The organism is Kaistia terrae (assembly GCF_026344005.1).
Lineage (GTDB): Bacteria > Pseudomonadota > Alphaproteobacteria > Rhizobiales > Kaistiaceae > Kaistia > Kaistia terrae.
Window position 1 is genome coordinate 191,293 of sequence record NZ_JAPKNH010000006.1, and the last position, 24,877, is coordinate 216,169.

A 24,877-nucleotide genomic window follows, 5' to 3' on the forward strand; every position below is an offset into this window, starting at 1 on the left:
GGCTGCTTATGGACTGCCGTCCTGTGGGGCGACGATATAGCCTAGCGTTCTGACCGGCACAAGAGGCGGCTTGTCTTGAAACACTGCCGCGCTCAGTGCATCTAGGCGCCATCGAGGCGATCGCCTCCACGAATGACCGAGACGGGTGCCGATGGCGGACCGAGACGCGACAACGAGCGACGCCACAGGCGCTCAAAAAGCCGGGCGCCGCTCCTTGCGGCCGCTGGCCATGCTGCTTCCTTATGTACTGCGCCGCAAGCCGCAGCTGTTCGGGGCCATCCTGGCTCTAGTAATGGCCGCGCTTGCGACATTGACCGTGCCGCTCGCTGTCCGTCGCATGATCGACCACGGCTTTACCGCCGACAGCGCTGGAACCATCAACGTCTATTTCATGGCGCTGATCGGCGTCGTCGCCGTCCTGGCGACCGCATCCAGCCTGCGATTCTATTTCGTGACCTGGCTTGGTGAGCGTGTGGTCGCCGACCTGCGCGCCGATGTTTTCCGCCATCTCGCGGCGCTTGGCATCGACTTCTTCGATCGGAACCGCTCTGGCGAGATCGCCTCCCGGCTGACGGCCGACACGACGCAGATCAAGGCAGTCGCCGGCGCCAACATCTCGATCGCCTTGCGCAATCTGGTGATGTTCTTCGGCGGCGTGGCGATGATGATCGTCACCAGCCCCAAACTTTCCGGCCTGGTGCTGATCGCTCTGCCGATCGTCGTGCTGCCGCTGGTGGGTTTTGGCCGCCGGGTGCGGCTGCGCTCGCGCAAGGCGCAGGACATGCTGGCCGATGCCTCCGCCTATGCCTCGGAAGCGATCGGCGCGATCCGCATCGTGCAGGCGTTCACGGCCGAGGCGACGGTGGCGCGGCGTTTTGCCGACAGCGTCGAGGGCGCCTTTGTCGCGGCCCGCAATTCGACGGTGGCGCGCGCGGTGCTGACCGGCTTCGGCATCTTCATGGTCTTCGCCAGCATGGTCGCGGTTCTATGGTGGGGCGCGCAGGACGTGCTCGCCGGCAATATGACGCCCGGCACGCTCGGCCAGTTTCTCATCTATGCCGTGATCGGCGCCGGTGCTCTGGGCGAGCTTTCACAGGTCTGGGGCGACATCTCCAATGCTTCGGGTGCTGCCGAGCGATTGGCTGAAATCCTGGCGGAGCAGCCGTCGATCGCGGCGCCGGTGAATCCGGCGCGGCTGGCTGAGCCCGTGCGGGGTGCGCTAGCGTTCGAGCAGGTCGGCTTCCACTATCCCGAGGGCGGCCGCGGTGCGACACTCGAAAAGATCGCCTTCCGCGTCCAGCCGGGCGAGCGCATCGCCATTGTCGGCCCGTCCGGCGCCGGCAAGAGCACGCTCTTCAACCTGATCCTGCGCTTCTACGATCCGCAGCGGGGTCGCGTTACGTTGGACGGCGTCGATATCCGCGATCTCGATCCGGTGGCGCTGCGCAGCCATATCGCCATCGTGCCGCAGGATACGGTTGTGTTCGCCGCCAGTGCTGCCGAAAACATCGCCATCGGTCGTCCGGGCGCCGACCGCGCCGAGATCGAGCAGGCGGCCGTGTCCGCCCATGCGGACAGCTTCCTCAGCAATCTGCCCGATGGCTACGAGACGGAGCTTGGCGAACGCGGCGTAACGCTTTCGGGCGGCCAGCGCCAGCGCATCGCGATTGCCCGCGCCATCCTGAAAGACGCACCGATCCTGCTGCTCGACGAGGCGACCTCGGCGCTCGACGCCGAAAGTGAAGTCGCCGTGCAGTCGGCGCTGGACGAACTGATGGTCGGTCGCACGACGATCGTCATCGCACATCGGCTGGCGACGATCCTCAAGGCCGATCGCATCCTGGTGATGGATGGCGGCGAGATCGTCGAAGAGGGCACTCATGAAGCGCTTGTGCGCCTGGGCGGCCTCTATGCCCGGCTCGCCCGGCTGCAGTTCCGCGAGGATGCCGCCTGATCTTCAGTCCTGAAGCCTGCTGACTTGGCTCTGCCATCATCCTGAGGAGCTTCGCGTAAGCGAAGCCTCGAAGGAGGATCCAGTCTAGCATTCCAGTTTGAAGGCAAAGTTCGGCGGAATCCAGATCAAGGCGTTCCCTGGAGCCTCCTTCGAGGCCCGGCTTCGCCGGGCACCTCAGGATGATGGTCGAGGTTTTGGGAGTGCGGCCTGGGAGGATACCCGGCGACCGAACTTGGCGCACCTGTCGACTGCTAGCCGTCCCGGATTCGGCAGATCGCCCAGACTCGGCGTCATCCCGGGCTTGGCCCGGGACCCATTCAGCCGCGCGATCGGGAGGTTCGCTCCCTAAGCCTCAGGCTGCATGGGTCCTCGCCTCCGCGAGGATAACGGCGGCGTGGGAGGCGACCTCGGCGCTCGACGCGGCGTACGAAGTCGCCATGCAGAATGGAGCGTTGAGGGACAACGTCCGGTCGGCTGGTTTACCGCTCCGTGAGCTTCAGCTCGATGCGGCGGTTGCGCGAGTAGGCGGCGTCGGTCGAGCCCGCCTCTAGTGGCTGGAATTCGCCAAACCCGGCGGCGACCAGATGGATCGGCTGGACGCCTTGCTCGACCAGGAAGCGCACGACGGCGATGGCGCGCGCCGCCGACAGTTCCCAGTTGTTGCGGAAGCGGCCGGAGCCGGAGAGCGGTCGAGCGTCGGTGTGCCCGTCGACGCGCAGCACCCACGCGATCTCCGGCGGGATCTCGCCTTCCAGCACTTTCAGCGCTTCGGCCAGCTTGGCCATCTCGACCCGGCCCTCGTCGTTGATCTCGTCCGAGCCGGATGGGAACAGCACTTCCGACTGGAACACGAAGCGGTCGCCGACGATGGTGATGTCCGGCCGGTTGCCAAGAATCTCGCGCAGGCGGCCGAAGAAGTCGGAGCGATAGCGCGACAGTTCCTGCACGCGCTGGGCCAGCGCCACATTCAGGCGGCGGCCGAGATCGGCGATCTTGGTCTGGCTTTCGGTGTCACGCTTTTCCGAGGCGCCGAGCGCATCTTCCAGCGCGCCGATCTGGCGGCGAAGGGCGGCGATCTGCTGGTTCAGGATCTCGATCTGCGAGAGCGACTTCTGGTTGACGACCTTCTCGTTCTCGAGCGCCTTGGTGATGATGGCGATCTGGCCCTCGGCCGAGCCGGCTGCGGCAGTCTGGGTGTCGGCGGCGCCCTTCAGCCGGTCGCGTTCGGCCATTGCCGTCTGCAGGCTAGCCTGCAGATTGGCGAGCTGGTCGGCGCTGTCCTGCTTGCCGGCACGCTCCATGGCGAGCAGCTCGGTCAGCTCCGCGATCTGGCTGTTCAGGCGGTTGAGCACCGTGTCCTTGCCGGTGATCTCGCGGGTCTGCAGGAATTGCAGCAGCGCGAAGATGGACAGCAGGAAGATGAAGACGAGCAGGAGATTCGACAAAACGTCGACAAAGGCCGGCCAGACATCGCTCCTGGCCTCGCGACGGCGCCCGCGTACGGCCACGCCTATTCTCCGGCCGGCTGCTTGAGGGCCTTGGCGATCACTTCAAGCAGCTGCTGCATGTCGCGCTGCTGGTCGGCCTGCTGCTCGACCCAACCGCGCACGACCTGCTGCTCGCTGCGCATATGCTGGACCAGCCCCTGAATGCCCTCGGCCAGATTGGCCATGGCGGCGGTGGAGCGCTGAGTCGATCCGCCGGCGCCGCCACCACCCTCGTGCACCGCTGCCGTGAGCCGCTCGATGGCGACACGCAGGTCTTCGCCCGACGACGCGCCTTCGCGCACGTCCAGCATGCTCGGATCGAGATCGGTGACGGTGGAGAGCCAGTCTTCCAGCTCGGTGTAGAACTTGTTCTGCGCCTGGCCCGCCTGAAGATCGAGGAAGCCGAGGATCAAGGAGCCGGCGAGACCGAACAGCGAGGACGAGAACGCCGTGCCCATGCCCTTCAGCGGCGCTTCGAGGCCGGACTTCAGGTCCTCGAAGATCACGGAGCTGTCACCGGTGCCGACGTTGAGGCTGCGGATGGCGTCGGCGACGGCGCCGACCGTCTCCAGCAGGCCCCAGAAGGTGCCGAGCAGGCCGAGGAAGATCAGGAGGCCGGTCAGGTAGCGCGAGGTGTCGCGGTCTTCGTCCAGGCGCATCAGGATCGAATCGAGCACGGATCGCATCGTCTGCGTCGAGATCGACATGCGGCCGATGCGATCGCCGAGAATGGCGGCCATCGGCGCCAGCAGGACCGGGGCGCGGTCCATCTCGATCGAGCGGTCGGCGTTGCGGAAGCCGTTGACCCAGCGAATTTCCGGGAAGATGCGGATCACCTGCCGGAAGGCCAGCAGGATACCGATGAACAGGACGCCGATGATGACGCCGTTCAGGGCCGGGTTGGCAAGGAAGGACGAATAGACCTGGCGGTAGAGGATGAGCGCCACGAAGGCGGCAATGACCAGGAATATGGTCATACGCCACAGATAGACCTGTGGGCTGGCAAGCTTGTAAGGATCGAAGTCTCTTGCCATCGTTCTCCGCCGGATCACGCTGCGTCTCGTTTTGGTCAGCACGCCTTGGCCAGAAGAAATCAGTGCTGGCCGATAGCCGTGCCGAAATCCTGCTCAAGAAGCTGGTCTCGTTTGCGAGAGCCAGTCTTGTTCCAGAATGCGGCGCAACCGTGCCGCGCCGCATCCTGTCGATCAAGGTTTAACGTGATTTGACAGAGGATAGAAAGGCCCTAACGCATCGCGTCGCAACCATAGGGCGATTTCCCCTCTGTCGTTCGCACAGCGGTGTCAGGCGAGCTCGCGTTCTCTCTCCGTCGTCCACTGACCGAGCGAGGCCAGGCCGTTCATCTGGCAGCGGTGGAGGAAGGCGTTCTGGCCGGCGACGACGTTTTCCGCCTTGCCGCCCCATGCCTTGAGGGCAGCTGCCTGCAGCGCGCGGCCATAGGAGAAGGTGATGGCCCAGGGGCGGTTCGGAACCTGGTTGATCAGTGACAGGTTCTCGGTCGCCAGCACGTCTGCTTGGCCGCCGGAGAGGAAGGCGATGCCGGGAACGCTGGTCGGCACGGTGGCGTGGAACACGGCCACGGTGCGCTCGGCGACTTCCTCCGAGGTGGCGTGCTGGCCGCTGTCCCGTCCGGGAACGACCATGTTCGGCTTCAGGATCATGCCGGTCAGGTCGACGCGGGCCTTTTCCAGTTCCTCGAACACGGCGTGGAGGGTGGCCTCGGTCACCTTCTGGCAGGTCTCGATGGTGTGGGTCGCGTTCGGATTGTCCATCAGGACCTCCGGCTCGACGATCGGGACGATGCCGTTTTCCTGGCAAAGCGCCGCATAGCGGGCCAGCGCATGGGCATTGGCCGAAAGCGCGCCCGGGGTCGGCAGGTTCTCGCCGATGGTGATCACGGCGCGCCACTTGGCGAAGCGAGCGCCGAGCTTGTGATATTCGATCAGCCGCTCGCGCAGGCCGTCGAGGCCTTCGGTGACGGTTTCGCCGGGATAGAAGGCGAGGGGCTTGGCGCCCATGTCGACCTTGATGCCGGGGATCGAGTCGTTTGCCTGAATCAACTGGACCAGCGTCCGGCCGTCGCGGGCCGACTGGCGGATCGTCTCGTCGAACAGGATGACGCCCGCGATGTGCTCGCGCATCGCGGTTTCAGCGGAGAACAGCATCTCGCGATAATCACGGCGGTTATCCGCCGTGGATTCGAGAGCGATCCCGTCGAAACGCTTCTTGATCGTGCTCGAGCTTTCGTCAGCCGCGAGGATGCCCTTTCCGGGAGCGACGAGACGACGGGCAATATCCTGAAGGCTTTCGGTCATGCAGAACGATCTCTTCCTGAACGCGGACCCGGACTGTCCAGGCCGCCCGCAGGCTGCATAGCGCGTTGGGTTAGGTTTTGCACTGCAAAATTAAACGTCCCCGAACTTATAGAACTCGGGAGTTGTTTAATTTTACAGCGCAAAATATCGACAACAACGTAGCGTTGCTATCGTGCGGCGCGGGATACTCAGGCGTTCCGGCGCAGAACTTCGACGCCGGGGAGGGGCTTGCCCTCCAGCCACTCCAGGAAGGCGCCGCCCGCTGCCGAGACGTAGGTGAAATCTTCGGCAACACCGGCATGGTTCAGGGCTGCAACGGTATCGCCGCCGCCGGCGACCGAAAGCAGCTTGCCGGCCTTGGTGCGCTTGGCCGCATGACGGGCCGCCTCAACCGTGCCGCGATCGAACGGCTCCATCTCGAAAGCGCCGAGCGGACCGTTCCAGACCAGCGTCGCCGCATCGTCGATGGCAGAGTTGATGCGCTCGATCGACAGGCCGCCGACATCGAGGATCATGCCGTCTTCGGGAATGGCGTCGACGCCATAGGTCTGTGTCGGCGTATGCGCCTGGAAGTGATAGGCGACCGTCGCATCGACCGGCAGGATGATGGCGCAGTTGGATTCCTGGGCCTTGGCCATGATGCGGCGCGCGGTGTCAGCCAGGTCCTTCTCGCAGAGCGACTTGCCGACGGACAGGCCCTGGGCGTGCAGGAAGGTGTTGGCCATGCCGCCGCCGATCACCAGCGCGTCGACCTTGGTGACGAGGTTTTCGAGCAGGTCGATCTTGGAGGAGACCTTGGCGCCGCCGACCAGGGCGATCACCGGACGCTGCGGGCTGGTCAGCGCCTTCTCCAGCGCTTCCAGCTCGGCCTGCATGGCGCGGCCTGCATAGGCCGGCAGCTGGTGGGCGATGCCTTCGGTCGAGGAGTGGGCGCGGTGGGCGGCCGAGAACGCGTCGTTCACATAGAGATCGCCAAGCTCGGCGAGCGCCGAGGTGAAGATGGGATCGTTCTTTTCTTCGCCCTTGTGGAAGCGCGTGTTTTCCAGCAGCAGCACGTCGCCATCGGACATCTTGGCGATGGCCGATGCGGCGTCGTTGCCGATGCAGTCATTGGCGAAGGCGACCGGGCGGCCGAGCAGCGTCTCCAGCGCCGGCACGACGGGCGCGAGCGACATGTCGGCGACGCGCTCGCCCTTGGGGCGGCCGAAATGCGCCAGCAGGATCGCCTTGCCGCCACGCTTCGACACGTCGCGGACGGTCGGCAGGATGGCGCGGATGCGGGTGTCGTCGCTGACGATGCCATCCTTCATCGGCACGTTGAGATCGACACGGATCAGGACGCGCTTGCCTTTGATGTCGGCGTTATCGAGGGTCCGGAAGGTCGACATGCGCGCTCTCTCCTTGTGGGCATGGAATGCCCTCAGATGTGAAAATGGCCCGGAGTGCGTCCGGGCCATTCTGTTCTAGTGATCTGCTTTCGCCGGATCAAATCGTCTTTCCGGCGATCCCGTCGGGATCAGATGGTCTTCGCGAAATAGGCCGTCATATCGGCCATGCGGTTCGAGAAGCCCCACTCATTGTCGTACCAGGCCAGCACGCGGACGAACGTACCGTCGATGACCTTGGTCTGGTCGAGGTGGAACGTCGCCGAATTCGGGTCGTGGTTGAAGTCATGCGACACGTTCGGCTGGTCGGTGATCGCGAGCACGCCCTTGAGCGGGCCGGCGGCTGCCGTCTTCATCGCCGCGTTGATCTCGTCGATGGTCGTTGCGCGCTTGGCGACGAACTTCAGGTCGATCAGCGAGACGTTCGGCGTCGGGATGCGGATCGAGGAACCGTCGAGCTTGCCCTTCAGTTCCGGAATCACAAGGCCGATCGCCTTGGCGGCGCCCGTCGAGGTCGGGATGGCGGACAAAGCCGCCGCGCGGCCGCGGTAGAGGTCCTTGTGCATGGTGTCGAGCGTCGGCTGGTCGCCGGTGTAGGAATGCACCGTCGTCATGAAGCCGTGCTCGATGCCGACCGTCTCCTGCAGGACCTTGGCAACCGGCGCCAGGCAGTTGGTGGTGCAGGAACCGTTCGAGATCACCAGGTGGTCCTTGGAAAGGCCCTCGTGGTTGACGCCGAACACGGCGGTGTAGTCGGCGCCGTCGCAGGGAGCCGAGACGATGACGCGCTTGGCGCCGGCCGTCAGATGGGCGGCGGCCTTTTCGCGGGTCGTGAAGATGCCGGTGCACTCGAGCGCGATGTCGATGTCGAGCTCCTTGTGCGGCAGCTCGGCCGGGTTCTTGATCGCGGTGACCTTGATCCGGCTCTTGCCGATCACCAGCGTGTCGCCGTCGACGATCACTTCATGCGGGAAACGGCCATGGACCGAATCGAAGCGGAGCAGGTGGGCGTTGGTCTCGACCGGACCCAGATCGTTGACCGTGACGACTTCGATATCGGTCCGGCCCGACTCGATGATCGCACGAAGGATGTTCCGGCCAATTCGGCCGAAGCCGTTAATAGCAACCCGCACCGCCATATTCGATCTCCTTGAGGCGCGCGACGCGCCTTCGTCCGTTTCGGCCGGGCGCGTGCCCGGCCGTGGTTCAGTTCAAAAGTTCAGGCTCGGCTTACTTCAGCCGCGCCAGCGCCGCCTCGGCGGCGTGCTTCGCGGTGATACCGAAATACTCATAGAGCTGATCAGCCGGGGCGCTGGCGCCGAAGCCGTTCATGCCGATGAAGATGCCGTCGGTACCGATGAAACGGTCCCAGCCGAGACGGATGGCCGCCTCGATGCCGACGCGAACCTTCGAATTGCCGATGGTCGCCGCCTTGTAGGCGTCACCCTGCTCTTCGAACAGCTCGAAGCTCGGGACAGATACGACGCGGGCCGTACGGCCGGCTGCCTCGATCAGGGCCTTGGCGTTCACGGCGATCTCGACCTCGGAACCGGTCGCGAACAGCGTCACGTCCGCGGTCTCGGGGCCGGCGATCAGGTAGGCGCCCTTGGCCGACTTGTTTTCCGAGACATGCTCGGTGCGCAGCGTCGGCAGGTTCTGGCGCGACAACGCCAGGACCGATGGGTTGTGCGGGCTCTCGATGGCGATCTGCCAGACTTCCGCCGTCTCGACGGCGTCGGCCGGACGGAAGACGCGCAGGTGCGGGATCGCCCGCAGCGCCGCGACATGCTCGACCGGCTGGTGGGTCGGGCCGTCTTCGCCAAGGCCGATCGAGTCATGCGTCATGACATAGATCACGCGCTCGCCCATCAGCGCCGAAAGGCGGATGGCCGGACGGGCGTAGTCGGTGAAGACCAGGAATGTGCCGCCATAGGGGATGAAGCCGCCATGCAGCGCGATGCCGTTCATCGCCGCCGACATGCCGAATTCGCGGATGCCGTAATGGATGTACCGGCCCGAATAATCATCCGGCGTCAGCGGGATCTGGATCTTTGCCCGGGTCAGGTTGGAGCCGGTCAGGTCGGCCGAACCGCCGGCCAGTTCCGGCACGACGGTCGCCAGCATGTCCAGCGCCATTTCGGACGACTTGCGGGTCGCGACCTTCGGCTTGGTCTCGGACAGGGTCTGCTTGTAGGCGTTGACGGCGGCGTCGAGGCCAGCCGGCAGTTCGCCCTTCATGCGACGCTCGAATTCCGAACGAACGGAGGCGTCGACGGCAGCCAGGCGCGCTTCCCAGCCGGCGCGCGCGCCGGACAGCTTCGCAGCCGCGGCATGCCAATCGGCATAGACGTCTTCCGGGATCTCGAAGGGCGCGTAGGGCCAGCCGAGCGCCTCGCGGGCGCCGGCGATTTCCTTGTCGCCAAGCGCCGAGCCATGCGAGGCATGGCTGTCGGCCTTGGTCGGTGCGCCGTAACCGATGATCGTCTTGCAGGCGATCATGGTCGGACGGTCGGAATTGCGGGCGCGCTCAATGGCGGCTGCGACTTCTTCCGGATCGAGGCCGTCGACGCGCTCGGCGTTCCAGCCGCTCGCCTTGAAGCGCGCAACCTGGTCGACCGAGGTGGAGAGGTCGGTGTGGCCGTCGATGGTGATGCCGTTGTCGTCGAACAGCACGATCAGCTTGTTCAGCTTCAGATGGCCGGCGAGGTCGATCGCCTCATGGCTGACGCCTTCCATCAGGCAGCCGTCGCCGGCGATCACATAGGTGTAGTGATCGACGAGGTCGTCGCCATATTCGGCGTTCAGCATGCGCTCGGCGAGCGCGGAGCCGACGGACATGGCGAGGCCCTGGCCGAGCGGGCCGGTCGTCGTCTCGACGCCCGGCGTCACGAAGTTCTCGGGATGGCCCGGCGTCTTCGAGTGAAGCTGGCGGAAATTCTGCAGCTCGCTGATCGGCAGTTCCTTGGAGCCGAGCAGGTGCAGCACGGAATAGAGCAGCATCGAGCCATGGCCGGCCGACAGGATGAAACGATCCCGGTCGGGCCAATGCGGCTGGCTGACGTCGAATTTCAGGAAGCGCGTAAACAGCACCGTGGCAACATCGGCCATGCCCATCGGCATGCCGGGATGGCCGGACTTGGCCTTCTCGACCGAGTCCATCGCGAGCGCACGGATGGCGTTCGCCATGCGCTTGTGGGTGTCAGGAGCTGTCATCTTTGCTTCCACGCTTGTGGGCCAGGCCGCTGCTCACGGGTCAAGCAGCGAGCGGCCTCGTTGTTTTGTGGGGGTCTATACCCGGCCGCCGGACCGTCGCGGAAAGGCGCTGCGACAAATAACAGACCCCCTTTGTGAGTCAATCTCGTGACCGCGCGTCGCAACTTACGCGCGCCCCCGGAAATCACCGAAAATGTGCGTCGCCGGATAGGCCATTGACGCCCTGTTTCGGGCCTGCCTAATGTCCGGAACGATTTCTGACCGGCTGCATGAGGGAGATTCCGCCACAATGCGAGGGGCGTCGCCCATTGACGGTGCGTTGCGGCGCTTGAGCACGGCGCTGGACGGGTTGGAAGGCGCGGTCGATCGCCGGCTGAATGCCGGTGCGCGTCTCGGCGAGATCGAATCGGAAATGCAGCGCATCGGCCTCGACCGGTCGCGACTGGCGCAATCCGTCGACGCGGCGGAAGCCCGTTCGGAGCGCCTGGAAGAAGCCAACAAGGAAGTTTCCCGTCGCCTCGTCGCCGCCATGGAAACGATTCGCTCCGTGCTCGAACGGCGCGACGGCTGACGGGAGAGACCATGCCGCAAGTCAACGTCACGATTAACGGCAAGACCTACCGCATGGCCTGCGATGACGGTCAGGAGGCTCATCTCGAGGGGCTGGCCGACCGTCTCAATGAAATCATCGGCCAGTTGCGCCAGAGCTTTGGCGAGATCGGCGACCAGCGGCTGACCGTGATGGCCGCCATCACCATGGGTGACGACCTGGCCGAGTCGCGTCGGCGCATCGGGCTGCTGGAGGCGGAACTCGCCGCCATCAACGATACCAAGGCCGCTGTCATCTCGCGCTATGAGGAATCGGAAGCCGGGGTTGCCCGCGCCATTGAACAAGCGGCCGGTCGGCTGGAAAGCCTGGCCGAAAAGCTCGTGGCCGGCGTCAAACGCGACTAGTCCCGCCCGTCGGTCGGACGGAACCGATCCGCCGCTGTCGCTCCTGGATACGTAGCGAGCCCGGTCAAAAAAATCTTCCTGCGCACATTGCGTCGAGATCTCTGGCTATGCGGCCCGCGGTTCCCTATATTTGATCTCGGCGAGACTGCGCGGTGCGACAGGAGCTCACAATTCCCCGGGGCCTTATCGATCCAAACGGGGGCTGTCCCTGACTGGAGCCGTGGTTCCGGACATATGGCTCCCACCTACACTGTAGGTTCCCTGGGATCGATCACTCCATCGGCCCATCGTGGCTCGCCACCTTATCCTTCCTTCCAGCTTTCCGTTGCCGTGACGAACAAGAACCAGCTTCGCGCAGCCGCCCTTGTCCGACGCGACGCCGTCGGGCCGTTGGCACGCGCAGCGTTCACGACTGGCAGCCTTCGCAATGCGGGCGGCCTGTTCGATCAGCCCGGCCGGATCGTTTCCGGCTATTGGCCGATCCGCAGCGAGGCCGATCCGAGGCCGCTGCTGGAACAGGCACGTCTTGCCGGCGCTTCGATCGCACTTCCCGTCCTGCTCGATGCCGAGACCCTGCGCTTCCGCCGCTGGGAACCCGATTCGGTTCTGGAGCCAGCCGGCTTCGGTACGCTCGGGCCCGCCGCCCATGCGCCTTTCATCGTGCCGGACATCGTGATTTTGCCGCTCAGCGCCTTTGATCGGCGAGGGCACCGCATCGGCTATGGCAAGGGTCACTACGACCGCGCGGTGGCGCAGCTGTTCGCATCCGGCGCACAACCTTTGCTGGTTGGGCTTGCCTTCGCGGTGCAGGAGGTCGACAAAGTTCCCTTTGAGCCGCACGACATCCCCCTCGATTACATCCTGACCGAGGACGAACTGATCGCTGCGCCAAAGCTTGGCTGACCGATCGAAGGGAATTTGCGTGCGACTTCTGTTTTTGGGCGACATCGTGGGCCGATCCGGCCGTAACGCCGTTATCGAACGGCTGCCGGGCCTGATCGACCGCTACAAGCTCGATTTCGTCGTCATCAATGGCGAGAACGCGGCCGGAGGCTTCGGCATCACCGAGGAGATCGTGCGCGATGTGCTCGATGCCGGCGCCGATGTCATCACAACCGGCAACCACGCCTTCGACCAGCGCGAGGCGCTCGTCTTCGCCGAACGCCAGCCGCAATTCCTCCGTCCCGTCAATTATCCGCTCGGCACGCCCGGACGCGGCGCGAACCTGTTCATCGCCCGCAACGGCGCGCGTGTGCTCGTCGTCAATGCGATGGGCCGGATCTACATGGACGCGCTCGACGATCCCTTCGCCGCCATCGACCGCGAGCTTGCCGCCTGTCCGCTCGGCGAGCAGGCCGATGCGATCGTCATCGATTTCCACGCCGAGGCGACCAGCGAGAAGCAGGCCATCGGCCATCATCTCGACGGCCGCGTCACGCTTGTCGTCGGCACGCACACCCATGTGCCGACCTCGGATTGCCGGATTTTGTCGGGCGGAACCGCCTATCAGTCGGATGCCGGCATGTGCGGCGATTATGATTCCGTGCTCGGGATGGACAAGGAGGAACCGGTCCGCCGTTTCCTGACCAAGATTCCGTCCGGGCGGTTCCAGCCGTCCCATGGCCCGGCGACTCTGTGCGGCCTCGCCGTCGATGTCGATGACGCCACGGGCCTGGCTCGCTTCGTCTCGCCGCTTGCCATCGGCGGGGTCCTTGAAGAGCGGTTGCCGACCTTCTGGGGTTGACGCCGGTCGTCATTCCGTGATGGGAGAGGCAAACGCTTCCCCCAATTCAGATTTGCTCCGTCCGGGTGCGGTTCGCCTCGACACCGCCGGACGATGCTGCAGGAGTTTCCGCCATGGCCCGCTCGGCCCTTCTCAATGTCATGGTCAGCGCCGTCACCAAGGCAGGCCGTCCGCTCGCGCGCGACTTCGGCGAGATCGAGAACCTGCAGGTTTCCATGAAGGGCCCGGCCGATTTCGTTGTCGCCGCCGACCGCAAGGCTGGCCAGGCGCTGATCGCCGAACTCACCAAGGTGCGCCCCGGCTATAGCTTCCTGACCAAGGATCGCGGCCTGCTTCCCGGCAGCGATGAAAGCCATCGCTGGATCGTCGACCCGCTCGCCGGCTCGACCAACTTCCTGCACGGCATTCCGGTTTTCGGCGTTTCGCTGGCGCTGGAACGTGAAGGGCAGATCGTCGCGGCTGTCGTGTTCAATCCGGTGACCAACGACCTCTACGTCTCCGAGCGTGGCGGCGGCGTGTTCATGAATGACCGCCGCCTTCGTGTCGCCGGCCGCACGGCGCTTGCCGATTGCGTGGTTGCGACCGGTCTGCCGCATCTCGGCACCCCGGATCATCCGGGCGCCGTCCGCAAGCTCCAGGCTGTGATGATCGAAGTGGCCGGCCTGCGCTCCAGCGGTTCGCCCGTGTTCGAGCTCGCCTCGGTCGCCGCCGGCCGTATCGACGCCTATTGGCAGGAAGGCCTGCAGCCCTGGGACATCGCAGCCGGTGCGCTGTTCGTCCGTGAAGCGGGCGGCAAGAGCTCCGATCTCTGGGGCGGCGAGAACATGATCGATACCAAGACCATCTGCGCCGGTAACGAGAAGATCCAGGGCCGTCTGCTGACGGCGCTGACGACCGCTCGCGGCTGACCCCGCCTACCGCCGCGCGCGACGGCTTGAATGCCGTCGTGCTTTCGCCATAAGGCTGTGGCGTTTTCTTAAGCGTTGTTGAAAGCGATCATGGCCAAGAAGAAAAAAGCCCCTCCGCCAGAGCCGTTCGCGCGCCTCTGCCTCGTCACGCCGGCCGGCCTCGATCCCGAGACCTTTGCGCCGGTTCTCGACGAGGTGCTGAAGGCCGGCGACGTCGCGACGCTGTTCGTTGCGTCGGAAACGTCGAGCGCCGCCGAATTGCAGCGCATCGCCGAAGCGTTGGTGCCGGTGGCGCAGGCGAATGGCGTCGCGGTGATCGTGCCGAACGATACGCGCCTGTTCGGCCGCTCCGGCGCCGATGGCCTGCATGTCGATACCGGCCTTGCCGATCTCAAGGATGCCATGGAGACGCTGAAGCCGGACCATATCGTCGGCGCAGGCGGCGTCACGACACGGCACGACGCGATGCTCGCGGCCGAGGCGGACTGCGACTACATCTTCTTCGGCCGTTTCGACGGCGACACCACCGACGAAATCTTCGACAAGGCGTTCGACCTGGCTTCCTGGTGGTCGGCGGTGTTCGAGATCCCGGCTGTCGTCATGGGCGGACGGGCGATTGCCTCGGTCGAAGCGGCCGTCGATGCCCGCGTCGAGTTCGTCGCGCTGCGCTCGGCGATCTGGGACCATCCGGCAGGCCCCGTTGCCGCAATCACCGAGGCGACCCAGTTGATCGCCGCACGCCAGGCTGAAGTCGACTGATGACCGGGCAGAGAGCGATATCGACAATGAAGTCTGCGATTCTCGCGGCTCTTCTTGTTGCCGTCGCGCTGCCGGCGCAGGCGCAGCAGGCCAAGCCTCCCGCCGCGAAGCCCGCTCCTGCCACGACGGGGTCTACCGACAAGGCAGGCGCCGACAAATCGATCGGCGTCGCGCCTGTCCTTGGCTCGTCCGGCACGCTGGGCGTTCCGCCGCCTGCCGCCGGATTGCTGCCGAGCGCCGATGAACTGCTTAAATCGGGCCGCGCACTCACGGACGAAGGCGAAGGCGACCTTGCCTTCGGCGCCTTCCAGCGTGGCCTGTATCTCACCGCCTTCCAGATCGCGATGAGCCGCGCCCAGCGTGGCGACGGCGTTTCGGCAACATTGGTTGGCCGGCTCTATGCCGAAGGCCTCGGCGTCAAGCAGAGCGACAAGGCGGCTGCCGCCTGGTACCAGCAGGGCGCGCTTGGCGGCGATCCCAATGCGCAGCTGGCGCTGGGTCTTCTCTATCTCGATGGACGCGGACTGAAGAAGGATCGCGCCAAGGCGGCCGACGCGTTCGAGCAGGCGGCCGAGTGGAACGAGCCCCAGGCGCTCTACAATCTCGGTTTGCTCTATCTCGACGGCACGGCGCGGCCACGCGACGCGGAGAAGGCGGCCTCGCTGTTCAGCAAATCCGCCGGTCAGGGCAATATCGACGCGCAGTTCGCGCTGGCGCAGCTCTATGCCGAAGGCGAGGGCGTGCTGCTTGATGACGGTATCTCGACCATGTGGATGGCGAAGGCGGCCAAGTCCGGCCATGCCGACGCGGCAGTCGAATACGGCATCCGCCTGTTCAACGGCATCGGCACCAAGAAAGACATCATCGCGGCGGCCGGCTGGTTTCAACGCGCGGCAGAAGCCGGCAATGCGGTCGGGCAAAATCGTTATGCCCGGATTCTTGCCAGCGGCATGGGAGCGGACCCCGATCCAGTCGCTGCCGCCAAGTGGCATCTGATCGCCGAGAAGCGCGGCGCCAAGGACGAATGGCTCGACGAATTCGTCGAGAAGTTGCCCGAAAACGAGCGCAAGGCCGCCGAGATCGCAGCGGAACGCTGGCCTGCCGGCCACTGAGCCGACTTTATTTCGAGCCTTCTTGCCCCTATAAGCGTGGCGATCGCGCGGCCCGCGCCGCCATTTGCTTCAATAGGACGCCCCAGATGGCCGGACATTCCCAATTCAAGAACATCATGCACCGCAAGGGTGCCGCCGACGCCAAGCGCTCGAAGGCCTTCGCCAAGCTGGCGCGTGAAATCACCGTTGCGGCCAAGCTCGGCCTGCCGGACCCGAAGATGAATTCGCGCCTGCGCCTGGCCATCCAGAACGCCCGCGCGGAAAACATGCCCAAGGACGTTGTCGACCGCGCCATCAAGAAGGCGGCCGGCGCCGACGGCGAGAACTATGACGAGATCCGCTACGAGGGCTACGGTCCCGGCGGCATCGCCGTCGTCGTCGAGGCGCTGACCGACAACAAGAACCGCACGGCGAGCGCGGTGCGCTCCTATTTCACCCGCTCCGGCGGCGCGCTGGGTGAAACCGGCGCCGTGTCGTTCATGTTCGATCACGTCGGCCAGATCCTCTACAAGGCCGAGGTCGGCTCGGCCGACAAGGTGCTCGACGCTGCGATCGAAGCCGGCGCCGACGACGTGCAGAGCAGCGAAGAAGGCCACGAGATCCTCACCTCGTTCGAGACCCTCGGCGATGTCGCCAAGGCGCTCGAGGAGACGCTGGGCGAGCCTGAATCCGTCAAGGCGATCTGGAAGCCGCAGAACCTGATCCCGGTCGACGAGGAGAAGGCGGTCGGCGTCATGAAGCTGATCGACGCGCTCGACGACGATGACGACGTCCAGAACGTCTATACGAACTTCGAAGTCTCCGACGAAGTCATGCAGAAGCTGACCGCCGCCTGAGCTTGCTTCCTTCGCCGGCCCGGGACGCCCGGGCCGGCCTCATTCGTCGCAAGCCGGCTCGACTCTCGTGCCGCCCGCTCTAGTTGCTGTTCCGCGATAACCGCGTCCGGCCCTGGAGTGCATCATGCGACTGGTAGTTCTGGCTTCCGCTTTCTTCCTCGTCTTCGCCTCCGGCACCGCATTTGCCCAGCAGGACGCCATGCCCGATCGTGTCGGCGGCACGGTCGAGAGCTTCGTGGGCGACGTGCTGACCCTGAAGACCAGTGGCGGTCAGACCCGGGCTATTATTGTGCCGGCCGAGATCCGCGTCACGGCGCTGCAAAACCGCAAGCTGAGCGACATCAAGGCCGGCGATTATGTCGGCTCCGCCGCCGTGCAGGGCCCCGATGGCAAGCTGCATGCGCAGGAAGTGCACATCTTCGCCGAAGCCATGCGCGGCGCGGGCGAGGGCCATCGGCCGATGTCCGGCGCCAGCCGCTCGATGACCAACGCAACCGTCACCACCGTGATCGCCGATCCGAAGGGCCAGACGCTGCGCCTTACCTACAAGGGCGGCGAGCAGGATATCGAAGTCGGTCCGGACGTGCGCATCGTCGCCATCGTCCCCGGCGATCGTTCGTTGCTGAAGCCGGGCGCGGCGGTCTCCGTCCTCGTGATCAAGGGGGCGGACGGCAGCCTGACAGCCCGCGGCGTGCAGGCTGAAAAGGACGGCGTGAAGCCGCTTTGACGCGACGGGAGACCTGCGCGAGAGGCTGGCTTTCCGCTCGATGTTCCCCGAATGTTCTTCCCAATCGGGCGCGTGTCGGCTACGGATTCGGCATGACACATACGATTCGCATCATCGGCATCGATCCCGGACTCCGACGTACCGGCTGGGGCATTGTCGAAAGCCGGGGCAATGCGCTTTCCTTCGTGGCGTCGGGAACGGTGAAGGCGCAGCTCGATGGCGAACTGGCGCATCGGCTCGTCACGCTGCACCGGGGCCTGACGGAAGTCGTGCGCCAATACGTGCCCGATGAGGCGGCGGTCGAGCAGACCTTCGTCAACAAGGACGCCGGCGCGACGCTGAAGCTTGGTCACGCGCGCGGCATCGCGCTGCTGGTGCCAGCGCTCGCGGGGCTCTCCGTCGCGGAATATTCGCCCAACTCGGTCAAGAAGACGATCGTTGGCGCCGGCCATGCCGGCAAGGACCAGATCCGCATGATGGTGAAGGTGCTGTTGCCCAAGGCCGAGTTCGACACCGACGACGCCGCCGATGCGCTCGGCATCGCCATCTGTCACGTTCATCACCGCGTCTCGCTTGCCCGTATCATGCGGGCGGTGGGCTGACATTTCGTCTCGACGCATGACCCGGGAAGCCCGTCCCTTTCCGGTTGGTCGTTTTCGGAGGCTGGGGAAAGCATGATCGGCAAGCTCAAGGGTATCGTCGACTCCTTCGGCGACGACTGGGTGATCCTGGACGTCGGCGGGGTTGGCTATCAGGTGCATTGCTCCAGCCGGACGCTGCAGGCGCTTCCGGCCCCCGGCGAAGCGGCGCAGCTCGCCATCGAGACCTATGTCCGCGAGGACATGATCAAGCTGTTCGGCTTCGGCGCGGATGTCGAGCGGGAGTGGTTCCGCCTGCTGATGACCGTGCAGGGCGTCGGCTCGAAGGTGGCGCTGGCGATCCTCGGTATCCTGAAGCCCGCTGATCTCGCCAACGCCATCGCCTTGCAGGACAAGGCGCAGGTTTCGCGCGCTCCGGGCGTTGGTCCAAAGGTCGCGGCCCGTATCGTCGCCGAACTTCGCGACAAGGCGCCGGCCTTCTCGACAGCCGATCCCACCTATATCGCCCTGCAGAACGAACTGCATGACAAGCGCGCGCCGCAGCCGGTCGCCGACGCTGTCTCGGCGCTGACCAATCTCGGCTATGCGCAATTGCAGGCGAGCGCCGCGGTGGCTGCCGCCGCGCGGACGGCCGGCGAGGATGCGACGACCGAAACGCTGATCCGGCTCGGACTGAAGGAACTGGCACGATGAGCGACGCCGTCGCGCGGATTGCCTGGATGAAAGTCGTTTCGCCGTGATGGGGATTCGCGCGGCGCTGTTCCGGCGCTGGCCAACCATCGTGATCTTCATGCTGCTCGGCCCGCTCCTCTTCATGTTTTTCGACATGACCCTTGAGCAGATCAGTCAGTATGACGGGCTGACATTCGCCCGTCTGCGGAGCTGGATCGTCGAGGACATTTTCTTCGTGCCACGCCTCGTCTTCATCGTCTGCGCGCTGCCGGCCGGCCTGCTCGGCGCGCTGGTCGCCTGGCGCGATTCGCGTGGTCTCGAGTCCGCCCAACTGACGCTGATCTTGCTGGGTGGGATGGGGCTGGCGACGGCGATCTTTTTTGCCCGCAACCTGTTCGTCTTCACGCCGCCGCCTTTCGGCGCTCAACTGGGGATCGGGGGCAGGGCGTTTGTCAGCGTGGTCCTCGCGGGCGTCGTCTGCTACGGACTGAGCCGACCATTCGCGCGGCCCGTGTTGTCGCAGGAGAAACCATGAGCGACAGCCGTCTGATTGCACCGGAACCGCAGAGCGAAGACTTCGACCGTACGCTGCGGCCGCAGGTGCTCGCTGATTTCGTCGGCCAGCAGCAGGCCCGCGCCAATCTCTCGGTCTTCATCGAGGCGGCGCGTTCGCGCAAGGAAGCGCTCGACCACGTCCTGTTCGTCGGCCCTCCCGGTCTCGGCAAGACGACGCTAGCGCAGATTGTTTCTCGCGAGCTCGGCGTCAATTTCCGCGCGACCTCCGGCCCGGTCATCGCCAAGGCCGGCGATCTCGCCGCGCTTCTGACCAATCTGGAAGACCGTGACGTCCTGTTCATCGACGAAATCCACCGCCTGAGCCCGGCGGTCGAGGAAATTCTCTATCCGGCGATGGAGGACTTTCAACTGGATCTGATCATCGGCGAGGGGCCGGCGGCGCGTTCGGTCAAGATTGATCTGGCGAAGTTCACGCTGGTCGCTGCGACCACCCGTCTCGGCTTGCTGACGACGCCGCTGCGCGACCGCTTCGGCATTCCCGTTCGGCTGCAGTTTTATACGGTGCCGGAGCTGGAACACATCGTTTCGCGCGGCGCGAAGATGATGGGCATCGGCATGACGCCGGATGGCGCGACCGAGATCGCCCGCCGCTCGCGCGGCACGCCGCGCGTCGCCGGCCGCCTGCTGCGCCGCGTGCGCGACTTTGCGCTTGTCGAAGGACCGGGCACGATCAACCGCGAGGTTGCGGATGGCGCGCTGCTGCGGCTGGAAGTCGACAGCATGGGATTTGATTCGCTCGACCGGCGCTACATGTCGACGATTGCGGTCTCGTTCGGGGGAGGGCCTGTCGGTATCGAGACGATCGCCGCCGCGCTGTCGGAGCCGCGCGATGCGATCGAGGAAATCGTCGAGCCCTATCTGATCCAGCAGGGCTTCGTGCAGCGCACGCCGCGCGGCCGCATGCTGACGCCGCATGCGTTCCGCCATCTCGGCCTTTCCGTGCCGAACAGCGCCATCGTCGAGCAACCACTGTTCGACCTAGACAACTAGCCCGTTCGCGGGAAATCGACCCGCGTCGGTGCGTGAGCCGGCGTTGGCAGGAGACAGCATCGAATGAGTCCGAACGACGTTCCCGAAACCTATCCCGACCTTGCCGGCCGGCATACGCCGGATGGGCACGTCTTGCCGGTGCGGATCTATTTCGAGGACACGGACTTTTCCGGCGTCGTCTACCACGGCTCCTATGTCCGCTTCCTTGAAAGGGGGCGGAGCGACTATGTCCGCCTGCTCGGCGTGCATCATAGCGAACTGCACGCCGGCGAGACCGGCGAGTCGATCGCCTTTGCCGTGCATCGCATGGAAATCGACTTCAAGCGGCCGGCGCGAATCGACGACATCGTCGAGGTGCTGACGCGTCCGAAGGAGGTCCGTGGCGCGCGAATTTTGCTGTCGCAGACGATCCGCCGCGGCTCGGAAGTGCTGATCGAGGCGGTTGTCACCGTCGTGCTGGTCAACGCCGCCGGCAGGGCGCAGCGAATTCCCGACAGCCTGGCCAAACGCTTTGCTACAGCACCGAAATAACCATTGCTTAACCATACCGACGCTATAGAGAGAGCGTCGTGGCAGCATGGGCAAACTGGCGGAAACGCCCTCAAATGAACAAATTTGAGGGCGAGACACCCAGTCGGATTGTTGTACTCGGCCTGATGCTTGCAAGGACATGTTCCAAGGCGGGGATCGGCGCCAGGTGCGCGTCCTGACCTCGCTAGCTGCGAGATGCGAGAGATCAACTCCGAGAGGTTGTAAAGCGAATGAATCCGGTCGACGTGGGCCAGGTAGCGCTCGACGCGCCGGCAAGTTTGTCGCTTATGTCCCTATTCTGGCAGGCGCATATCGTCGTCAAGCTGGTGATGCTCGGACTGATTGTGTCCTCGATCTGGAGCTGGGCGATCATCATCGACAAGGCGCTGCTGTTCGGCCGCGTCCGTCGCCAGATGGATCGCTTCGAGAAGGTGTTCTGGTCCGGCCAGTCGCTCGAAGAACTCTATCGCTCGATCTCCAACCGCCCGGCCACGTCGATGGCTGCTCTGTTCATCGCGGCCATGCGCGAGTGGAAGCGCTCGTTCGAATCGGGCGCCCGTTCGCCGATCGGCTTGCAGATGCGCATCGACAAGGTGCTCGACGTGACGCTGTCGCGCGAGGCCGAGCGGCTTGAAAGCCGCCTGCTGTTCCTGGCGACCGTCGGCGCCGCCGGCCCGTTCATCGGCCTGTTCGGCACGGTCTGGGGCATCATGTCGTCGTTCCAGGCTATTGCTGCCTCCAAGAACACCTCGCTTGCTGTCGTGGCGCCCGGTATCGCCGAGGCCCTGATGGCGACCGCGATCGGCCTGTTCGCCGCCATTCCTGCCGTTATCGCCTACAACAAGCTCGCAAGCTCGGCCGGCAAGATCTCGTCGCGCCTCGAAGGCTTCGCTGACGAATTCTCCGCCATCCTGTCGCGCCAGATCGACGAGAGGGCTTGAACCATGGGCATGTCGGTCGGCGGACGGTCGGGAGGCGGTGGACGCGGCGGACGCCGGCGTCGGCGCTCGACCGGTGTCATGAGCGAAATCAACGTCACGCCCTTCGTGGACGTCATCCTGGTGCTGCTGATCATCTTCATGGTCTCGGCGCCGCTGCTGACCGCTGGCGTGCCGCTCGACCTGCCACAGAGCCAGGCCAAGGCGCTGACCGCCGACAAGGATCCGATCTCCGTCAGCGTCGACGCATCGGGCAAGATCTTCCTGCAGGAGACCGAGATTACCCTCGACGAGATGGTCCCCAAGCTGAAGGCGATCGCCGCCAACGGCTATGAGGAGCGCATCTTCGTGCGCGGTGACAAGACCAGCAATTACGGCGCGATCATGAAGGTCATGGGCGCGATTTCCAGTGCCGGCTATCGCAATATCGGGCTCGTCACTGAGGCGACGGACGGCTGATCCATGCGCGCCGGGCTCGCCTTTTCCGTCGCTGCCCACCTCTCGGTTTTGGCCTGGGGTCTTTTCGGGCTGCCTGACAGCAAGCCGTTCGACACCACTTCGGTCGAATCGATGCCTGTCGACCTCGTGCCGATTTCCGAGCTGACGAGCCTGCAGAAGGGCAAGAAGACCGCCGAGGTCAAGAACAAGCCATCTCCGAACAAGCCTTCGGAGAAGGAGACGCCGAAGCCGTCGCCTGCGCCGCCCAAGCCGGCACAGCCCTCGACGCCGCCGCCTCCGCCACCACCACCCCCGCAGCCGAAATCGGAACCGACGCCTCCCGCGCCGACGCCGCCTGAGCCGACGCCTGCCAAGCCCGAGCCGACGCCGCCGGAGCCCGCGACGCCCGAACCGGCCGAAGTGAAGCCTGAGCCTACTCCCGAGCCCGCGCCTGTTCCCACCGAAGCCGAGGCGACACCGCCCCAGCCCGCTCCCAAGCCGCGTGTAAAGCCGCAGCCGCCGAAGCCTGTAGAAACAGCCGAAGCACCGAAGAAGCCCGAGAAGCCAGCTACGCAGCCATCGCAGAGCACGACGCCGTCCGATTTCGATCCGGACAAGATCGCCGCGTTGCTGGACAAGACCAAGCCGACGGGCGGCGAGACGCGGAGCCAGGAGCCGGAATCCTTCGGCGCGGAGGAAGAGCGCAATCCAAGCGCGGTGATGACGCAGAGCGAGATCGATGCGCTGCGCTCGCAGATCCAGCGCTGCTGGAACATTCCCGTCGGCTGGACCGACCCGAAGGACGTCACGGTGACGATTCGCTTCAAGCTGAACCAGGACGGTTCGGTGAACGGCGTGCCTTCGATCCAGCAATATCCCGCCAGCCAGTACGGCACGGTCGCAGCCGACCGCGCGGTCGGCGCCGTGCTCCAGTGCGGCCCCTATCAGCTGCCGGTCGAGAAGTATGAACTCTGGAGCGAGGTCCAGATGCGATTCTCTCCGCAGGGATGATAATCGCCGTCGTCACCGCTCTGCCGTTATCTTCGGTCACAACCGAACCAGCACAAAAGATTTGGATTACAGGAACAGCACCATGACGGTTCACGCCCTCGATAATGGCGCCGCGGCCGGTCCGCGTCGCTTCACCCGAATGTCCTTCGGAGCGGCCCTGCTTTTCGCCGCTGCCTTCGTCGTGGCGACCGTCCCGTTCACCCAGCGCGCCGAAGCTCTGATTGAGCTCGATGTGACGCAGGGCAATGTCCAGCCGCTGCCGATCGCCATTCCCACCTTCATCGGCGGCACGCCGGCGGATGCGCAGCTGGCGGCGGACGTCTCCGGCGTGATCGCAGCCGATCTGAAGCGTTCGGGCCTGTTCCTGCCGCTCGACCAGGCTTCATTCATCGAGAAGATCACCAACGCCAACCAGACGCCGAACTTCCAGAGCTGGACGGTGATCAAGGCGCAGGCGCTCGTCACCGGCGGCGTCACCCGCCAGTCGGACGGCCGTCTTCGGGCCGAGTTCCGCCTCTGGGACATCTATGCCGGCCAGCAGATGGCGGGCCAGCAATTCTACACGACGCCGGAAAACTGGCGCCGCGTCGCCCATATCATCGCCGACGCGATCTATGAGCGGCTGACCGGCGAGCAGGGTTATTTCGACAGCCGCGTCGTGTACGTCGACGAGAGCGGCCCGAAGGACAAGCGCGTCAAGCGCCTGGCCATCATGGACCAGGACGGCTTCAACTCGCGCTATCTGACCCGTGGCAATGATCTCGTGCTGACGCCCCGCTTCAGCCCCGCCGCGCAGGAAGTCGTCTACATGTCCTACGGCTCGGATCAGCCGAGGGTCTACCTGCTCAACATCGAAACCGGACAGCGCGAACTGGTCGGCAATTTCCCCGGCATGACCTTCGCCCCGCGCTTTTCGCCGGATGGCCAGCGCATCGTCATGAGCTTCGAGGATCAGGGCAACGCCAACATCTATGCGATGGACCTGCGTTCGCGCCGGACGACGCGGTTGACCAACTCCGCCTCGATCGACACCAGCCCGTCCTATGCGCCGGATGGCTCGCGGATCGTCTTCACCTCGGATCGCGGCGGCAGCCAGCAGCTCTACGTGATGGGCGCGGACGGCGCCAACCCGCAGCGTATCTCCTTCGGCCAGGGCTCCTATTCGACCCCCGTATGGTCGCCGCGCGGCGACCTGATCGCCTTCACGCGTCAGTCGTCCGGCGGATTCGCCATCGGCGTGATGAAGCCGGACGGTTCGGGGGAGCGCATCCTGACCGAGGGCTTCCACAATGAAGGCCCGACCTGGTCGCCAAACGGTCGCGTGCTGATGTTCTTCCGCGACACGCCCGGCGCCAATGGCGGACCGCAGCTCTGGTCGGTCGACCTGACCGGCTACAACGAGTTCAAGGTGCCGACGCCGGCCTTCGGTTCGGATCCGGCCTGGTCGCCTCTGATCAACTGAGTCTGCGCTTGATCATCGGCCCCTGAGTGGGTAGTTTCCAGCCGCTGGCGCCTCGCGCCGGCGGCTTTTTTCATCGCCGTGCGTATTTCGGTAACGATGTTCCCGCCCCTCGTTAGGCATGTGGGAATCAAGGCCGGCCCTTGGTTTTTCCGGTACCGCTTCGCTCAAACGGCAGAGACGTTAACCTCCTCTCAACCACGTTTTTCAACCCGCACTTAACCAACGGGCTGCTAAGACCGCCTCATGTC

Annotated in this window: 25 protein-coding genes and 1 other RNA gene; 20 read left to right on the top strand and 6 right to left on the bottom strand. The window is 65.0% G+C overall.

Going from position 1 to position 24,877, the window contains the following annotated elements:
- The first annotated feature begins 151 nt into the window (after positions 1-151).
- The gene (locus OSH12_RS17790) at positions 152-1,954 is read left to right on the top strand and encodes an ABC transporter transmembrane domain-containing protein (RefSeq protein WP_266344932.1); all 1,803 of its coding nucleotides are present in this window, start codon (positions 152-154) and stop codon (positions 1,952-1,954) included.
- Positions 1,955-2,433: 479 nt separating this feature from the next.
- Here the strand turns inward: OSH12_RS17790 and OSH12_RS17795 are convergent, their stop codons facing one another.
- The 6 genes from OSH12_RS17795 to tkt all read right to left on the bottom strand — a co-directional run bounded on the left by OSH12_RS17795 (position 2,434) and on the right by tkt (position 10,372).
- Positions 2,434-3,462: a peptidoglycan -binding protein gene (locus tag OSH12_RS17795; protein WP_266344933.1), complete on the bottom strand. Its 1,029-nt coding sequence runs from the start codon at positions 3,460-3,462 to the stop codon at positions 2,434-2,436.
- Between the two features lie 2 nt (positions 3,463-3,464).
- Positions 3,465-4,514 carry a flagellar motor protein MotA gene (locus OSH12_RS17800; protein WP_266345052.1) on the bottom strand — a complete coding sequence of 350 codons (1,050 nt, stop codon included), beginning with the start codon at positions 4,512-4,514 and terminating at the stop codon, positions 3,465-3,467.
- 228 nt (positions 4,515-4,742) lie between these two features.
- Positions 4,743-5,774, bottom strand: a complete 1,032-nt coding sequence (locus OSH12_RS17805) for a class I fructose-bisphosphate aldolase (protein ID WP_266344934.1) — start codon at positions 5,772-5,774, stop codon at positions 4,743-4,745.
- A 188-nt stretch (positions 5,775-5,962) separates the two neighbouring features.
- A complete protein-coding gene (locus tag OSH12_RS17810; RefSeq protein WP_266344935.1) occupies positions 5,963-7,162 on the bottom strand; it encodes a phosphoglycerate kinase in 1,200 nt (399 codons plus the stop codon).
- Between the two features lie 128 nt (positions 7,163-7,290).
- The gene (gene gap, locus OSH12_RS17815) at positions 7,291-8,298 is read right to left on the bottom strand and encodes a type I glyceraldehyde-3-phosphate dehydrogenase (RefSeq protein ID WP_266344936.1); all 1,008 of its coding nucleotides are present in this window, start codon (positions 8,296-8,298) and stop codon (positions 7,291-7,293) included.
- Positions 8,299-8,389: 91 nt separating this feature from the next.
- Positions 8,390-10,372 carry a transketolase gene (gene tkt, locus OSH12_RS17820; RefSeq protein ID WP_266344937.1) on the bottom strand — a complete coding sequence of 661 codons (1,983 nt, stop codon included), beginning with the start codon at positions 10,370-10,372 and terminating at the stop codon, positions 8,390-8,392.
- 289 nt (positions 10,373-10,661) lie between these two features.
- On the opposite strand from tkt, the gene OSH12_RS17825 reads away from it, so the two are divergent.
- From OSH12_RS17825 to tolB, 19 genes are all read left to right on the top strand, one after another.
- Positions 10,662-10,943, top strand: coding sequence for a DUF4164 domain-containing protein (locus OSH12_RS17825; protein ID WP_266344938.1), 282 nt, complete (start codon positions 10,662-10,664; stop codon positions 10,941-10,943).
- Between the two features lie 11 nt (positions 10,944-10,954).
- Positions 10,955-11,326, top strand: coding sequence for a cell division protein ZapA (locus OSH12_RS17830; protein WP_266344939.1), 372 nt, complete (start codon positions 10,955-10,957; stop codon positions 11,324-11,326).
- A 139-nt stretch (positions 11,327-11,465) separates the two neighbouring features.
- A non-coding RNA gene (gene ssrS, locus OSH12_RS17835) (6S RNA) lies at positions 11,466-11,625 on the top strand.
- A 31-nt stretch (positions 11,626-11,656) separates the two neighbouring features.
- A complete protein-coding gene (locus OSH12_RS17840; RefSeq protein ID WP_266344940.1) occupies positions 11,657-12,229 on the top strand; it encodes a 5-formyltetrahydrofolate cyclo-ligase in 573 nt (190 codons plus the stop codon).
- 19 nt (positions 12,230-12,248) lie between these two features.
- On the top strand, positions 12,249-13,070 hold the full coding sequence (locus OSH12_RS17845; RefSeq protein WP_266344941.1) for a TIGR00282 family metallophosphoesterase: 822 nt from the start codon (positions 12,249-12,251) through the stop codon (positions 13,068-13,070).
- A gap of 113 nt (positions 13,071-13,183) precedes the next feature.
- On the top strand, positions 13,184-13,978 hold the full coding sequence (locus OSH12_RS17850; protein WP_266344942.1) for an inositol monophosphatase family protein: 795 nt from the start codon (positions 13,184-13,186) through the stop codon (positions 13,976-13,978).
- A 90-nt stretch (positions 13,979-14,068) separates the two neighbouring features.
- Positions 14,069-14,737, top strand: a complete 669-nt coding sequence (locus OSH12_RS17855; protein WP_266344943.1) for a thiamine phosphate synthase — start codon at positions 14,069-14,071, stop codon at positions 14,735-14,737.
- 26 nt (positions 14,738-14,763) lie between these two features.
- Positions 14,764-15,849 carry a tetratricopeptide repeat protein gene (locus OSH12_RS17860; protein WP_266344944.1) on the top strand — a complete coding sequence of 362 codons (1,086 nt, stop codon included), beginning with the start codon at positions 14,764-14,766 and terminating at the stop codon, positions 15,847-15,849.
- Positions 15,850-15,935: 86 nt separating this feature from the next.
- Entirely contained in the window at positions 15,936-16,685 is a 750-nt protein-coding gene (locus tag OSH12_RS17865; protein WP_266344945.1) for a YebC/PmpR family DNA-binding transcriptional regulator, read from the top strand.
- 124 nt (positions 16,686-16,809) lie between these two features.
- Positions 16,810-17,412, top strand: coding sequence for a hypothetical protein (locus OSH12_RS17870; protein ID WP_266344946.1), 603 nt, complete (start codon positions 16,810-16,812; stop codon positions 17,410-17,412).
- Between the two features lie 92 nt (positions 17,413-17,504).
- Positions 17,505-18,014: a crossover junction endodeoxyribonuclease RuvC gene (gene ruvC, locus OSH12_RS17875; protein WP_266344947.1), complete on the top strand. Its 510-nt coding sequence runs from the start codon at positions 17,505-17,507 to the stop codon at positions 18,012-18,014.
- Between the two features lie 72 nt (positions 18,015-18,086).
- Positions 18,087-18,704 carry a Holliday junction branch migration protein RuvA gene (gene ruvA / locus OSH12_RS17880; protein ID WP_266344948.1) on the top strand — a complete coding sequence of 206 codons (618 nt, stop codon included), beginning with the start codon at positions 18,087-18,089 and terminating at the stop codon, positions 18,702-18,704.
- 43 nt (positions 18,705-18,747) lie between these two features.
- Positions 18,748-19,218, top strand: a complete 471-nt coding sequence (locus OSH12_RS17885) for a hypothetical protein (RefSeq protein WP_266344949.1) — start codon at positions 18,748-18,750, stop codon at positions 19,216-19,218.
- Positions 19,215-20,249 (top strand): Holliday junction branch migration DNA helicase RuvB, encoded by a 1,035-nt coding sequence (ruvB, locus tag OSH12_RS17890; RefSeq protein ID WP_266344950.1) that lies wholly within the window; start codon positions 19,215-19,217, stop codon positions 20,247-20,249. Before OSH12_RS17885 ends, ruvB begins: the two co-directional genes overlap by 4 nt.
- Before the next feature lie 63 nt (positions 20,250-20,312).
- Entirely contained in the window at positions 20,313-20,780 is a 468-nt protein-coding gene (gene ybgC / locus OSH12_RS17895) for a tol-pal system-associated acyl-CoA thioesterase (RefSeq protein ID WP_266344951.1), read from the top strand.
- 245 nt (positions 20,781-21,025) lie between these two features.
- Positions 21,026-21,721, top strand: a complete 696-nt coding sequence (gene tolQ, locus OSH12_RS17900) for a protein TolQ (RefSeq protein ID WP_266345053.1) — start codon at positions 21,026-21,028, stop codon at positions 21,719-21,721.
- A gap of 3 nt (positions 21,722-21,724) precedes the next feature.
- Positions 21,725-22,177 (top strand): protein TolR, encoded by a 453-nt coding sequence (gene tolR, locus OSH12_RS17905; protein WP_266344952.1) that lies wholly within the window; start codon positions 21,725-21,727, stop codon positions 22,175-22,177.
- A gap of 3 nt (positions 22,178-22,180) precedes the next feature.
- Positions 22,181-23,167 carry a cell envelope biogenesis protein TolA gene (locus tag OSH12_RS17910; protein ID WP_266344953.1) on the top strand — a complete coding sequence of 329 codons (987 nt, stop codon included), beginning with the start codon at positions 22,181-22,183 and terminating at the stop codon, positions 23,165-23,167.
- Between the two features lie 82 nt (positions 23,168-23,249).
- Entirely contained in the window at positions 23,250-24,629 is a 1,380-nt protein-coding gene (tolB, locus tag OSH12_RS17915; RefSeq protein WP_266344954.1) for a Tol-Pal system beta propeller repeat protein TolB, read from the top strand.
- Positions 24,630-24,877 lie beyond the last annotated feature (248 nt).